Annotated in this window: 15 protein-coding genes; 7 read left to right on the plus strand and 8 right to left on the minus strand. The window is 68.7% G+C overall.

Annotated elements, in window-relative coordinates:
- Positions 1-44 precede the first annotated feature (44 nt).
- On the minus strand, positions 45-1,640 hold the full coding sequence (gene xseA, locus ACQY72_RS14850) for an exodeoxyribonuclease VII large subunit (protein WP_428154511.1): 1,596 nt from the start codon (positions 1,638-1,640) through the stop codon (positions 45-47).
- A 64-nt stretch (positions 1,641-1,704) separates the two neighbouring features.
- Between xseA and ACQY72_RS14855 the strand changes: the two genes are divergently transcribed.
- The 5 genes from ACQY72_RS14855 to ACQY72_RS14875 all read left to right on the plus strand — a co-directional run bounded on the left by ACQY72_RS14855 (position 1,705) and on the right by ACQY72_RS14875 (position 4,151).
- On the plus strand, positions 1,705-1,866 hold the full coding sequence (locus ACQY72_RS14855) for a hypothetical protein (protein ID WP_428154512.1): 162 nt from the start codon (positions 1,705-1,707) through the stop codon (positions 1,864-1,866).
- Positions 1,867-1,881: 15 nt separating this feature from the next.
- A complete protein-coding gene (locus ACQY72_RS14860; RefSeq protein WP_428154513.1) occupies positions 1,882-2,313 on the plus strand; it encodes a hypothetical protein in 432 nt (143 codons plus the stop codon).
- Between the two features lie 73 nt (positions 2,314-2,386).
- A complete protein-coding gene (gene purD / locus ACQY72_RS14865; protein WP_428154514.1) occupies positions 2,387-3,661 on the plus strand; it encodes a phosphoribosylamine--glycine ligase in 1,275 nt (424 codons plus the stop codon).
- A gap of 32 nt (positions 3,662-3,693) precedes the next feature.
- Positions 3,694-3,885 carry a CopG family transcriptional regulator gene (locus ACQY72_RS14870; RefSeq protein ID WP_428154515.1) on the plus strand — a complete coding sequence of 64 codons (192 nt, stop codon included), beginning with the start codon at positions 3,694-3,696 and terminating at the stop codon, positions 3,883-3,885.
- Positions 3,843-4,151, plus strand: a complete 309-nt coding sequence (locus ACQY72_RS14875) for a type II toxin-antitoxin system RelE/ParE family toxin (RefSeq protein ID WP_428154517.1) — start codon at positions 3,843-3,845, stop codon at positions 4,149-4,151. Before ACQY72_RS14870 ends, ACQY72_RS14875 begins: the two co-directional genes overlap by 43 nt.
- 3 nt (positions 4,152-4,154) lie before the next feature.
- On the opposite strand, the gene ACQY72_RS14880 is transcribed toward ACQY72_RS14875, so the two are convergent.
- The gene (locus ACQY72_RS14880) at positions 4,155-4,847 is read right to left on the minus strand and encodes a murein L,D-transpeptidase catalytic domain family protein (RefSeq protein WP_428154519.1); all 693 of its coding nucleotides are present in this window, start codon (positions 4,845-4,847) and stop codon (positions 4,155-4,157) included.
- Positions 4,848-4,961: 114 nt separating this feature from the next.
- Here ACQY72_RS14880 and ACQY72_RS14885 point away from each other — a divergent pair, with 114 nt between their 5' ends.
- A complete protein-coding gene (locus tag ACQY72_RS14885; protein WP_428154520.1) occupies positions 4,962-6,287 on the plus strand; it encodes an amidohydrolase family protein in 1,326 nt (441 codons plus the stop codon).
- Here ACQY72_RS14885 and lpxK read toward each other — a convergent pair.
- From lpxK to ACQY72_RS14905, 4 genes are read right to left on the minus strand one after another with little or no spacing between them, the layout of a single operon-like run.
- Positions 6,272-7,288 (minus strand): tetraacyldisaccharide 4'-kinase, encoded by a 1,017-nt coding sequence (lpxK, locus tag ACQY72_RS14890; RefSeq protein WP_428156724.1) that lies wholly within the window; start codon positions 7,286-7,288, stop codon positions 6,272-6,274. The genes ACQY72_RS14885 and lpxK overlap by 16 nt on opposite strands.
- On the minus strand, positions 7,285-8,577 hold the full coding sequence (locus ACQY72_RS14895) for a 3-deoxy-D-manno-octulosonic acid transferase (protein ID WP_428154521.1): 1,293 nt from the start codon (positions 8,575-8,577) through the stop codon (positions 7,285-7,287). The genes lpxK and ACQY72_RS14895 overlap by 4 nt, the downstream gene beginning before the upstream one ends.
- Positions 8,578-8,587: 10 nt before the next feature.
- A complete protein-coding gene (locus ACQY72_RS14900) occupies positions 8,588-9,271 on the minus strand; it encodes a lysophospholipid acyltransferase family protein (protein WP_428154522.1) in 684 nt (227 codons plus the stop codon).
- Positions 9,268-11,097 carry an ABC transporter ATP-binding protein gene (locus tag ACQY72_RS14905; RefSeq protein WP_428154523.1) on the minus strand — a complete coding sequence of 610 codons (1,830 nt, stop codon included), beginning with the start codon at positions 11,095-11,097 and terminating at the stop codon, positions 9,268-9,270. The genes ACQY72_RS14900 and ACQY72_RS14905 overlap by 4 nt, the downstream gene beginning before the upstream one ends.
- A gap of 80 nt (positions 11,098-11,177) precedes the next feature.
- Here ACQY72_RS14905 and ACQY72_RS14910 point away from each other — a divergent pair, with 80 nt between their 5' ends.
- Complete coding sequence (locus tag ACQY72_RS14910) at positions 11,178-11,843, plus strand: fused DSP-PTPase phosphatase/NAD kinase-like protein (protein ID WP_428154524.1); 666 nt, start codon at positions 11,178-11,180, stop codon at positions 11,841-11,843.
- Positions 11,844-11,998: 155 nt separating this feature from the next.
- On the opposite strand, the gene ACQY72_RS14915 is transcribed toward ACQY72_RS14910, so the two are convergent.
- The gene (locus tag ACQY72_RS14915) at positions 11,999-12,211 is read right to left on the minus strand and encodes a hypothetical protein (RefSeq protein WP_428154525.1); all 213 of its coding nucleotides are present in this window, start codon (positions 12,209-12,211) and stop codon (positions 11,999-12,001) included.
- Between the two features lie 79 nt (positions 12,212-12,290).
- On the minus strand, positions 12,291-12,536 hold the full coding sequence (locus tag ACQY72_RS14920; protein WP_017505336.1) for a DUF4170 domain-containing protein: 246 nt from the start codon (positions 12,534-12,536) through the stop codon (positions 12,291-12,293).
- Positions 12,537-12,552 lie beyond the last annotated feature (16 nt).

Below are 12,552 nucleotides of genomic sequence, written 5' to 3' on the forward strand. Positions count from 1 at the left end.
GTTAGCAGGAAGCGGCGCCGGGGCGAAGCGGAAAACGGCGCGCTTCAGAACAGACTGCCCTGACCGGCCGCAGGCGGCTTTGGCTTGACGATCGGACGCGGCGACGCCGGGCGGGGTTCGCCGCCGTCGATGGTTGCGGGTTGAGAGCCGTCGCCGAACACCAGCCGGACCGCCTGACCGGCCTCCAGCGCCCTGGCCGAAGTGATCCAGCCGCCGTCCGAATCCTCGACGCGGGCGAAGCCGGGCTTGGGTCGGCCAGGATCCAGCGTCGTCAGCGCCCGCGACAGGGCCGCCAGACGGTCGGCGTCCCGCTCCAGCCGACGCGGCATCACGCCGTCCAGCCGTGCGCCGACGGCGTGAAGCCGGGCCTCACGCTGATCCAGTCGCCGGTGCAGCGGCTCGGGCGACAGGCGAACGGAAACCTGCAACAGCCGCCGCTCGCCCCGCGCAACGCCGGCCTGCAAGGCCGCGCCCAGCCGGTCGCCGGCGCCGCGCAGCCGGTCCTGACCCCGCTCGATCCGCGTGCGCAGAAGGGAGGGGCTCAGCTTGCCGCCCGTCACCGCCAGATGCCGTTCGTGCAGGGCGACGTTGCGTTGCAGCCCCGACCCCAGACGGCTCGACACGTGATCCAGCCGCTGCTGCGCCAGGGCCAGCAGGTCCTCCGGCCGCGCCGGCAGGCCGCGCGCCACGGCCCGCAGCCGCGTGCGTCGATCCTCGATCAGCCGCCCGCCCGCCTGGAGCATCCGCCGATCCATGTCCGCGACCGCGTATCTCAGGTCCGCCAGCACCGGCGTCGCCATCTCGGCCGCGCCGGTCGGGGTCGGGGCCCGTCGATCCGACACGAAGTCGATCAGGGTCGTGTCCGTCTCGTGCCCCACGGCCGAGATGATGGGGATGCGCGCCGCCGCCACGGTGCGGGCCAGGCCTTCGTCGTTGAAACACCACAGGTCCTCGACCGACCCGCCGCCCCGCGCGACGATCAGCAGGTCCGGGCGCGGGATCGTTCCGTCCGGCGTCATGGCGTCGAAGCCGCGAATGGCGTTCGACACCTGGCCGCTGGCGGCCTCGCCCTGAACCACCACTGGCCACACGATCACCCGGCAGGGCCAGCGTTCGGCGATCCGGTGCAGCACGTCGCGGATCACGGCTCCTGTCGGGCTGGTGATCACGCCGATGATGGCGGGGAAGGCCGGCAGAGCCTTCTTGCGGCCCTGTTCGAACAGGCCTTCCTCGCGCAGTCGAACCTTCAGCCGCTCCAACTGCGCCAGCAGAGCGCCGGCGCCGGCCGCCTCCATGCTCTCGATCACGATCTGATAGGACGACCGCGCCGGATAGGAGGTGATCTTGCCGGTGACGATGACCTCCAGCCCGGCCTCGGGTTGAACGCCCAGGCCGCGCGCCGACCCCTTCCACACCACGCCGTCGATGGCGGATTTATCGTCCTTCAACGTCAGATAGATGTGGCCCGAGGCGTGGCGATTGACCTTGGAGATCTCGCCCCTCAGCCGCACATGGCCGAACCGGTCCTCCAGGGTGCGCTTCAGCGCAAAGGACAGCTCCGAGATCGACAGCGGCGGATTGTTATCGCGCGGGGCAGGGGCCTCGGCCGGTCCCTCGAATACGTAGGAGTCGTCGCTCATCGGCCCATTCTAGCCTGCGTCGATCCGCGCGGGAACGCCGCGCGCGCCTCGCCGTTCGACTTTCATGGCAGCCGACCCACCCGGAACCGATCCGTCCGACCAGAACCCGCGTGAGCGTGACCTCGAACGTCGCGCCGGAGGCGGCGGCGCCATGAGCCCATGGCTGATCATCGGCTGCATCATTTTTTTGGGGCTGGGCGTCTATGTCGCCTCTGCCCTGCTCTAGATCATCAGGAAACCTATGAACCGTCTCATTCCGCTCGCCGCCGTCCTTTGCCTGACCGGCGCCGTAGCCGCCTGTTCGGATCGCGACGACGATGTCGTCCAGGCGCCCGCGCCGGGCGCCGCGCCCGTCGCCCTGCCGGACCAGCAGGCCGATACGGCGGCGACGAACGCCGCCCTGGCCTTCAACATGACCCGCGACCAGTTGGAGGATGCGGACCTGTATTCGCGCGCCGATGTCGATCTGGGCGATGTCGAAACCCTGGTGCTGGACGCCTCCGGCGCCCTGACCCATCTGGTGATCGAGCTGGAAGGGCCGGGCGACATGAAGGTGCGGGTGCCGGTCGCCGACGTGGCCCCGATCGACCGCAACGGCGACAGGGATCTGGTCACCGACCTGACGGCCGGGCAGCTCCAAGCTCTGCCGGCCTGGACCCCGCCCGTACGCTGATCGGGCGCTGAATGCGGCGTTAAGTTTGACGGGTGCTTGACCGGCCGGCGACGGCCGGTCATTGCCCGGTCTCATGAACATCCTTCTCGTCGGATCGGGCGGCCGCGAACACGCCCTGGCCTGGAAGATCGCCCAGTCGCCGCTCGTCACGCGCTTGGTCGCCGCGCCCGGCAACCCCGGCATCGAGAAGCTGTGCGAGCTTCGCGCGATCAAGGCCGACGACGCCGACGGCCTGGCCGCCTTGGCGCGCGAGATCAAGGCCGACCTGGTCGTGGTCGGACCCGAGGTGGCGCTGGCCGCTGGTCTGGCCGACCGTCTGGCCTCGGCCGGCATTCCCTGTTTCGGCCCCACGGCCAAGGCGGCGCAGCTGGAAACCTCGAAGGCCTTCTCCAAGGCCTTCCTCGAACGCCACGAAATCCCCACGGCAGGTTACGGCGTCTACGACACGGTCAAGGACGCCAAGGCCGCGCTGGATGTGTTCAAGCCGCCCTACGTCATCAAGGCCGACGGTTTGGCGGCCGGCAAGGGCGTGGCCATCAGCCCCGACCGCCCCGACGCCGAGGCCGAGATCGAACGGATGCTGGGCGGCCGGTTCGGCGCGGCCGGCGCCCGCGTCGTGATCGAGGAGTTCATGGACGGCGAGGAGGGCTCGCTGTTCGCCCTGTGCGACGGTCAGCGCGCCCTGCTGTTCGGCGGCGCCCAAGACCACAAGCGCGCTTTCGACGGCGACCTGGGGCCCAACACCGGCGGTATGGGCGCCTATTCGCCGGCCCCCGTTTTCACACCCGACCTGGTGCAGCAGGCCGACGACCTGATCGTGCAGCCGACCATCAAGAAGATGGCCGAGGAGGGCGCGCCCTATCGCGGCGTCCTCTACGCCGGTCTGATGGCGACCGACGAAGGCCCCAAGGTGGTCGAGTTCAACGCTCGCTTCGGCGACCCGGAATGTCAGGTGCTGATGATGCGGATGGCGGGCGACATCGTCCCCTATCTGCTGGGCTGCGCGCGCGGCGATGTCTCTGGCCTGGCCTCGCCGGCCTTCAAGCCACAGACGGTGATCTGCGTGGTCATGGCCGCCAAGGGCTATCCCGACAGCCCGCTGGAAGGCTCGATCATCCGCGGCGTCGATCAGGATTTCGGCCCTCACGTCCAGGTCTTCCATGCAGGGACCAAGCGCCGCGACGACGGGCTGCTGGCCGCCTCTGGCGGTCGCGTCCTGAACGTCTGCGCCGAGGGCGACGACATCACCCAGGCCCGCGAACGCGCCTATGACGCCATCAAGAAGATCGACTGGCCCGGCGGCTTCAACCGCTCCGACATCGGCTGGCGCGCGCTGGAGCGGGGCTGACCGTATCGGCGGGGTGTGATAGGGTTTGACCCATGGCTGATCCTGCAATCGATCACGACGACGAAGACCTGTTCTCGACGCCTGATGACGCGGCGGACGAGGCGGCGACCTTGCGGGGTTTGGCCGACGCGGCGGCAGGACGGGTCGTCGATAACGAAACGGTCATGCGTTGGGTCGGGTCGTGGTCGACGGCCAATCCGCTGCCTCGGCCGAAATGCGGCTAGTCGTCTGGACGGATCAGGCGCTGAGCGATCTTGAGGACATCAGCCGCTATATCGCCGACTTCAACCCAGCCGCCGCAGCGCGTTTTTTCATTCGATTGAAGGCCGCTGCCGAGAGCCTGGCGCATTTTGCGGACAGAGGGCGTCCCGCCATCCATGGAACGCGCGAGCTGACCCTCGTGAAGCCTTACCTTATCCGCTACGCAATCCTGCCGGATCGGGTGGAGGTCGTAACCATCCGGCACTCCGCCCGACGGCCCGAGCGTTAAACCCTAAGCCGCTGCGAACAGCAGCCGGCCTTCGCCCATGCGTTCGCGCAAGCCTGGCAGGTCGGTGTGGGCGACCGAGAAACAGCCATAGCTGCGGCCCAGCTTGCCTTCGCGCGCCAGGAAGTCCGGGTCGGCATAGTCGGCGCCGTGGATGATGATTGCCCGCTCGCGCGCCTTGTCGTTGGAGTATTCCAGACCGTCCAGCAGGACGTTCGGCCCCTGCTGAGCGCCCCAGTTGGCGCCCGCCGTCGCATAGGCGCCGACCGAGGACATGTTGGAATCGGGCGTGTTCGAGAACCTCTGGGCGAAGCCGGTGTGGGCCGGATCGGAGCCGCGGCCGTGGCAGGTGCGCAGGACCTTGACCTCGCCGGCGACCAGATCGACTTCGTACAGGCGTTCCTCGCCCGAGAATTTCTGGAAATCGACCAGATACATCCGGTCGCGCAGCGGCAGGTGGCGGTGATGGGTGTCCAGCGCGGTCATGGCGCGCTCCATCAGTTCCTTGCGTACGTGGCCGCGGGGATCGAGCGGCGGGGGCGTCAGGGCTGCGGTCTGGACCGTCGGCAATCCGACCTGCGGCATCGCGATCGGGGCTCCGGTCTGAGCCGTGGTCAGCGGCGCCTTGGCGCTTGCGCTGGCGCATCCCGCCAGCATGGCCGATCCACCCAGAATTAGCCCTCGTCTCGATAGCCGCATGCGACGCCCTCGTTGCGGTTGGTCTTGAGGCGTGTTTGTTTCAGGTGGTTACAGCCGAGGCAACCTGAGCCTTGTGGGGCATTTTTGCGGCCAACGTGTCGCGGGGAGAGATCGATGAAGCGTTTCGGAATCGTACTGGCGGCGCTGATGGCGTCGGCCATGAGCGCCAGCGCCCAGCAAAGCCCCACGGGTGCTGACGTTTCGTCCGAACCCACGACAACGTTCGTCGAGGCCGGAAGGTTGCTGGCCGACCCGTCGAACGGCGTTGTGCAGCGCGATAAAACTCTCGTGATCAGAGGGAACCAGTTCGTCGAAGTGCGCGACGGCTTCGTCGGCGATGCATCTCAGGGCAAGATCGTGGACCTGCGACAGGCCTTCGTCCTGCCCGGACTGATCGACAGCCACGTCCATCTGACCAGCCAGCAGAACCCCAATGGACGGCTGGAACAGGTCACCCTGTCCGATGCGGACAAGGCCATGGTCGGCGCACGCTACGCCCGCCGCACTCTGATGGCCGGCTTCACGACCGTGGCCGATCTGGGCGCCTCGAACGAAGCCATCTTCGCCCTGCGGAATGCGGTCAAGACCGGCGACGTGCCGGGACCGCGCATCATCGCGGCGGGCTCGTCGGTGTCGATCCACGGCGGGCACGGCGACATCAACGGCTATCGCGAAGACGTCATGCACCTGCTGTCGTCCGAGAGCATCTGTTCAGGGCCTGAGGACTGCATGCGCGCCGTCCGCACCCAGGTTCGCGCGGGCGCCGACATCATCAAGATCACGGCCACGGGCGGGGTGCTGTCCAACACCGCCGCCGGCCTGAACCAGCAGTTCAGCGATCCCGAACTGACCGCCATCGTCGACAGCGCCCACCGCATGGGTCGCCAGGTGACGGCGCATGCCCACGGCGTCGATGGCATCAACGCCTTCTTGCGAGCGGGTGGCGATTCCATCGAACACGGCACCTATCTGGACGACCAGTCGATCCGCCTGTTCAAGTCGAACGGGGCCTGGCTGGTCCCGACGCTGCTGGCCGGTGATTTCGTGGCCCGCGTCGCCTCCGGTTCGGACAACTTTTTCACGCCGGCCCAGACGGCGAAGGCGCTGGAGGCCGGGCCCAAGATGCTGGACATGGCGCGCCGCGCGCATGAGGGCGGGGTCAAGATCGCTTTCGGCACGGACAGCGGCGTCTCGGCCCACGGCGACAATGCGCAAGAGTTCGCGCTTCTGGTCCGCGCCGGCCTGACCCCGCTGGAGGCTATTCAGGCCGCCACCGTCGGCGCCGCCGAACACCTGCGGATTTCCAGCGAGGCCGGAAAGATTGCGCCCGGCATGCCCGCCGATATCGTCGCCGTCTCGGGCGATCCTCTGTCCGACGTGACCGAGCTGGAGCGGATGAGGTTCGTGATGAAGTCCGGCGTGGTCTATCGCGCCGACTGAATCCGCTTCGTCAGGAAGGCGGCGAAGGCCGCCTCGTCCTCGAACCGGGCGACGACCGGCCAGGCCGTGACGTGCGCGCGCTGGCCGGGCGTCAGCCTGACCCAGTCCTTTTCGGTGGTCACCAGCCCAGCGTCGAACACCGCCGCCCGATCCGTCAGGAACGTCATGGTCGCGGCGCTATAGGCCGCATGATCGGGGAAGGGGACGAAGTCCGCCAGGTCGCAGCCCGCCGCCTTCAGCGACCGCTCGACCTTCCACGGCTTGGCGATGCCGGCGAACCCGACCTGAGGCCCCGACGGCGGCGGACCCTCCGGCGTCAGGCGCGCGACGAAGACGGGCAGGGCGCCGAACACCGCCAGCAGTTCGGGATCGGCGTCGTCCACATCGGTCGGCAGCATGACCACCACGGCGTCGGCGCGCGCCAGCCCGGCCTTCAACGGCTCGCGCATCGGGCCGGAGGGAAAGACCGAGCCGTCGCCGAACGGCCATTCGTCGCCGCGCGTCTCGCCGTCCACGATGATCAGGCTGACGGTCTTTTTCAGCGCCGGGTTCTGATGGCCGTCGTCCAGCACCAGGGCCTTCGCCCCGCCCACGACCGCAGACCTGGCGCCTGCGACCCGGTCCCGCGCGATCCAGACCGGCGACCCCTGCGCCAGCATCAGCGGCTCGTCCCCGACATCCTCGGCCGTGTGGACCTGGGGATCGACCCGCACGGGGCCTTCCAGCCGCCCGCCATAGCCGCGCGACAGGCCTTGCGCCTCCACCCCCGCCGCCCGCAGCAGCCGCAGGGTCTCGCGCGCCACCGGCGTCTTGCCCGATCCGCCCACCGTCAGATTGCCGACCGAGATTAACGCACAGCCGGGATCGACTGACTGCGTCCGCGCGATCCGACGCGCGGTTACGGCGGCCCAGATCCAGCCCAGCGGTTTCAGCACGGTGCGTGTTACACGCGCATGGTTGCTGTCGCGGACATACCACCAGCGCGGCGTATTCAGCTTCATCGCCGGGCCTGCCTCTGCGGCGTCAGCGGGGACAGCAGCGCCCACAGCCGCTCCAGCCCGCCCCCGGCCTCGACCGCCGCACGGCGTCCGCGCTCGCCTATGGCCTTGGCCGCGTCCAGGTCCGCCAGCAGAGGCTCGATCACGCCCTGCAGATCCCACGGCGCCTGGACCAGAACCAGCCCGCCCGCCTCCGCAAGCGCGGAGGTCACCGGCGCCCAGTTGGAGGCATCCGGCCCTGTGATCGTCGGCTTGCCCAGCCGCGCCGGCTCCAGCGGATTGTGCCCCCCGACCGGCGGCAGGCCGATGGCGGGCGCGAACGAGCCGCCCATCACGACCACGTCCGCCAGCCGCAGGAACAGGCCCATCTCGTTCAGCGTATCGGCCAGATAGATGTCGGTGTCCGGCCCGATCACCTCGCCGCGCGAGCGCATGGCGAAGGCGTATCCCTCGCGCTGGAGGGCCTGGGCGATGTGCGTCCCCCGCTCGGGATGACGCGGCGCCAGGATCAGGCAGACGCGGTCGCCCAGCCTGTCCAGCGCCCGCACGATGGCGACTTCCTCGCCCTCATGGGTGCTGGCGGCGACGATCACCGGCCGGTCGCCGATGGCGGCGGACAGACGGCTGAAGGCCGCCGGGTCATGCGGCAAAGGCTCGCCCGACAACTTCAGGTTCACCAGGCCGTCGATCCGCGCCCCCATGCCCTCAAGCCGCTGGGCCGAGACCGCATCCTGGGGCAGGACCAGGTCGAAGGCGCCGGTCAGCGCCCGCGCCGAGGCCGGAAACCGCGCCCAGCCCTCGACCGTCTTCTCGGTGATCCGCGCGCTGACCAGGGCCAGTTTCACGCCGCGCCGCTTCGCCTCCAGCAACAGATTGGGCCAGATTTCGCTCTCGACGAACACCGCCAGGCCCGGCCGCCAGTGATCCAGGAACCGCTCGACCACGCCCGGCGCATCGACCGGCGCATACTGATGGATCACGCCTTCGGGCAGTCGCTGAGCCAGGATCTGAGCCGAAGTCACGGTGCTGGACGTCACCAGCACCGTCAGGTCCGGCCGCGCCTTCACGAACCGCTCGACCACGGGCAGCAGCGACAGGCTCTCGCCCACGCTGACGCCGTGCAGCCAAACCAGATCGCCCGCCGGTCGTTCGGTTCGGGTGAAGCCCATCCGTTCGTCCACCCTCACCGGGTCTTCCTTGCCCCGCCGCGCGCGCGCATCCAGCAGGCGCGGCGCCAGCGGCTCCAATGCGCGGGTCGCCAGCCGATAGGCGATCAGCGGCAGCGGCGTCACGGTTGCATCCTCACGGTTTCAGGCCCGTGATCGCATCGGCCCGCGCCTCGACGGCGTTCAGCCGCGCGGTCCAGTCGGCGATCACCTCGGCCATGTCGGCGCCTTGCGGATAGTCCGCGCGGTCCCAGACGATGGCGCCCTTGCCGAACGGCATAGGCACGACGCCCCGATCCCAGCTGTCCAAACGGATCGCCGGGTTGCAGGAAATGCCGATGAACAGGGCCGGCGCCCTGGACATCTTCGCCATCAGCGGCAGGCCCTCGGCCATGACCTTGGCCGGACCACGCGGCCCGTCCGGCGTAATCGCCAGGGCGCCGACCTTCAACTGTTTCAAGCCGTCGCGCAGCGCCTGCGAACCGCCCTTGGCCGCCTTCGCCTTGTCCTTGTTGGCCGACGATCCGCGCACGGCGGGAATGCCCAGGCGGCCGACGGCCTTGGCGAAGAACTCGCCGTCCGCCGACAGTGAGATCAAGCCCTTCGCCGGTTGGGCCTCGCCCTGGGGCCATGAGGCGGGGGCCAGGCCGACGCGCGAATGCCAGAAGACGCACAGCACCCCGCCGCCGGCGCGCCAGACCTCTTCGGCGACGGACCGATTCTCGTGCGTCCAGCGGATGGTGGCGAAGCAGAACCGCATCCATTGCGCCAGGGTCCAGGCCAGGGCGGACTGGACGACGGGATTTCGAAACGGCCTCACGCGACGGTCTCGACCGTGGGCTGAACGCCGTCCAGCGACTGCTGGCGGGCCAGGCGGGAATAGAGACCGCCTCGGGCGACCAGGGCGTTGTGTGACCCTTCCTCGACCACGCGACCGGCCTCGATCACATAGATGCGGTCGGCGTTGCGAACCGTCGACAGCCGGTGGGCGATCATCAGGGTGGCGCGGCCCTGCATCAGCCGTTCCAGCGCCGCCTGCACCAGGGCCTCGCTCTCGGTGTCCAGCGCGCTGGTCGCCTCGTCGAGCAACAGGATGGGCGCGTCCTTGACGAAGGCGCGGGCGATGGCGATCCGCTGGCGCTGGCCGCCCGACAGGCGCAGGCCCGCCTCGCCGGTGCGGGTGTCGTAGCCTTGCGGCAAGGCCGTGATGAAGTCGTGGGCGGCGGCGGACCGCGCGGCCTCCTCGATCTGGGCTTGGGTCGCGCCCGGCCGGCCATAGGCGATGTTGGCGGCGATGGTGTCGTCGAACAGGAAGGGCTCCTGCGTCACCAGGGCGATATGGTCGCGCAGATCGTGGATGCGAAGCGACCGCACGTCGGCGCCGTTGATCGTCACCGCTCCGCCCGTCACGTCGTAGAAGCGCGGCAACAGGCTCAGGATCGTGCTCTTGCCCCCGCCCGATGGTCCGACCAGAGCGACCGTCTCGCCCGGCGCGACTCTCAGCGACACGCCATTCAGTGTCGGCGCCCCGCCGGGGGCATAGGCGAACGACACCTGATCCAGCACCACCTCGACCGGACCGGGCGCCAGGGGTGCGGCATCCGGCGCCTCGCGAATCTCGGCCTCGATGTCCAGGGCGCCGAACAGGCGACGTGCGGCGGTGAAGCCCTCGCTCATCACTGTCGCCAGATTGGTCACTTGTCGAAGCGCCTGACCGGCGGCCAGCAGCATGCCGATAAAGGCCGCGAACCCGCCCACCGTCATCTCGCCCGACTGCGCCCTCCATCCGGCATAGGCCATGACGGCGGCGACGACGATATAGGCGACCAGATCGCTGGACGGGCCGGCGAAGGCGCGGGCGTTGGCGCCCTTGATGACGTGGCGCTGGCGACGGGCCACCACCTCGGCGACGCGGTCCTGTTCGGCGGCCTCGCGGTTCTCGATCTTGATCAGGCGAACTCCGTCCAGGTTCTCCATCAGGGCAGTGGACAGATTCTCGGTCTCGGCCATGGCGCCGACGGCGGCCTTGCGTGTCTTGCGTCCGAACCGGCGCAGCACCAGCGCCACCAGCGGCACGCCCAGCAGCACCACCATCGTCAATTGCCAGTCGATGAACCCCATGTAGATCAGCACCGCGATCAGGGTCAGCAGGTTCTGGGTGTAGTTGACCACGCCCGAGGTGAAGGCCTCGCGCACCATATTGGCGTCGAACAAGACCGAGGAGACGAAGCCGCCCGAATGCTGGCTGCGCAGCCGAGCCAGGTCGGCGCGGATCATGGCCCCGAACAGGCGGATCTGGATGTCGCCGACGATGGTGTGGCCCAGCCGGTTGACCAGGGCCGCCTGACCCAGCGCCGCCAGGGTCCGCATCATGGCGACCGCCAGAATGGCGACCGGGATCCAGATCACCGCCTTGTCGGCGGGAAAGCTGAAGAGGCCTAATATGCTGATGGGCTCCGTCCCGCCCAGGAACAGCCCGTTGATCGCGGGCTCCAGCAGCTTAAGCAACGCCGCCGTCAGCAGGCCCGTCGCCGCTGCGCACAGCACCGACAGGATCAGCGATCCCTTGTGCCTGGACAGGTAGTCGCGCCAGATTCGCGCCAGCAGGGCGCGCAGCGGCATGGTGTCGGAAGCGGGGGCGGTCATCGGCCCTCGGTCGGACGGCTGGCGGTTCAAGTCAAGCCGGGACAGGTGACGCGGCGGCGTCGGATCGCTATCTGGCGGGCATGGCGCGCTTCGACCTCTCGACCGCGATGGGCCGTTTTCGGGCGCATTGGCATTATTTCTGGGCGGACCACGCGTTTCTGCGCGTGGCGTTTTCCAACGCCCACTGGCTGGGGCCGGATCTGGTGCGCACCAACCAGCCTTCGCCGCGCCAGCTGGCCTATTGGAAATCCAAGGGCGTCAAGACGGTCATCAACCTGCGCGGCGAACGCGACGAGGGCTATTACTGGCTGGAGCGCGAGGCCTGCGAACGGCTTGGCCTGACCCTGATCGACGCCCCGCTCGATTCCCGCGATCCGCCCGAGACGGTGCGCATCCACCGTGCGCGCGATCTGTTCAAGACGATCCAGTATCCGGTGCTGATCCACTGCAAGTCCGGCGCGGACCGGGCCGGGATGATGGCGGTCTTCTATCGCCACTTCCACCTGGGCGAACCGATCTCGGTCGCCATGAAACAGCTGTCCAAGAAATATCTGCACTCGCGCGAGGGGCTGACCGGCGTGCTGGACTATACGCTGGAGAAATACGTCGCCGAGATCGAACCGAAGGGGATCAGCTTCATCGACTGGGTCGACAGCCCCGACTACGATCCCAAGGCCATCCGCGCCGAGTTCAAGGCGGGCTGGTGGGGCACGCTGGTGACCGACAAGCTGCTGCGGCGGGAGTAGGGCAGCCTATCCACCCGTCACCCTCGGGCTTGTCCCGAGGGCCTACGGCGGCCGCGCATTCGAACTTCAGAGCCGTCGCGCGGCTTCTCTGGTCGCGTCAGCCCAACGGTGGGCCCTCGGGACAAGCCCGAGGGTGACGGACTTGAGGGTGGGCCTCAGCCCCAGGGACCAGTCTTCGGTTCCGCGCCGCCTTCGCCGTTCGCGCGCGCCTCGGCGGCCAGTTCGGCGTCGCGCCGGGCCTTGCGCTCGGCCTCCCAACGCTTGAACCAGCGCGCATAGTTCATCTTGTCGCGCAGCGAAAAGCAGAACAGCCCCAGCACCGCCAGCAGGCTGACCAGTTGAAAGGTCTGGTGGGGTTCCAAGTTCATGATCGTCCTCGCATCCCGACTTCAACGTCCGGCCAGGGAGCCGGTTCGGCTCCCTGATGTCGCAGGGTCAGGCTCAGTATCAGGCCGCGTCGCCGCGCGGGTCGATCAGCTTGTGGGCGTGCAGGATGAAATAGCGCATGTGGGCGTTGTCCACGGTCGCCTGGGCGCGGGCCTTCCAGGCCTTCTTGGCCTCGTCATAGCTGCCGAAGGCGCCGACGAATTCGACCTGCGACAGATCGCGGAACGTCGGCTCGCCCAGGTGACGAAGCTCGCCGCCGATGACGATGTGCAGAAGTTGCGGCGGGACGGCGTTCTGGTCGGTCATCGAAAATCCTGAAGGC

It is taken from the genome of Brevundimonas sp. (assembly GCF_965279155.1).
Taxonomy (GTDB): domain Bacteria; phylum Pseudomonadota; class Alphaproteobacteria; order Caulobacterales; family Caulobacteraceae; genus Brevundimonas.

Bases quoted from the DNA above. Each gene is read 5' to 3' on its own strand.
- xseA (WP_428154511.1), bottom strand. From the start codon at position 1,640: ATGAGCGACGACTCCTACGTATTCGAGGGACCGGCCGAGGCCCCTGCC.
- ACQY72_RS14855 (WP_428154512.1), top strand. From the start codon at position 1,705: ATGGCAGCCGACCCACCCGGAACCGATCCGTCCGACCAGAACCCGCGT.
- ACQY72_RS14860 (WP_428154513.1), top strand. From the start codon at position 1,882: ATGAACCGTCTCATTCCGCTCGCCGCCGTCCTTTGCCTGACCGGCGCC.
- purD (WP_428154514.1), top strand. From the start codon at position 2,387: ATGAACATCCTTCTCGTCGGATCGGGCGGCCGCGAACACGCCCTGGCC.
- ACQY72_RS14870 (WP_428154515.1), top strand. From the start codon at position 3,694: ATGGCTGATCCTGCAATCGATCACGACGACGAAGACCTGTTCTCGACG.
- ACQY72_RS14880 (WP_428154519.1), bottom strand. From the start codon at position 4,847: ATGCGGCTATCGAGACGAGGGCTAATTCTGGGTGGATCGGCCATGCTG.
- ACQY72_RS14885 (WP_428154520.1), top strand. From the start codon at position 4,962: ATGAAGCGTTTCGGAATCGTACTGGCGGCGCTGATGGCGTCGGCCATG.
- lpxK (WP_428156724.1), bottom strand. From the start codon at position 7,288: ATGAAGCTGAATACGCCGCGCTGGTGGTATGTCCGCGACAGCAACCAT.
- ACQY72_RS14905 (WP_428154523.1), bottom strand. From the start codon at position 11,097: ATGACCGCCCCCGCTTCCGACACCATGCCGCTGCGCGCCCTGCTGGCG.
- ACQY72_RS14910 (WP_428154524.1), top strand. From the start codon at position 11,178: ATGGCGCGCTTCGACCTCTCGACCGCGATGGGCCGTTTTCGGGCGCAT.
- ACQY72_RS14915 (WP_428154525.1), bottom strand. From the start codon at position 12,211: ATGAACTTGGAACCCCACCAGACCTTTCAACTGGTCAGCCTGCTGGCG.
- ACQY72_RS14920 (WP_017505336.1), bottom strand. From the start codon at position 12,536: ATGACCGACCAGAACGCCGTCCCGCCGCAACTTCTGCACATCGTCATC.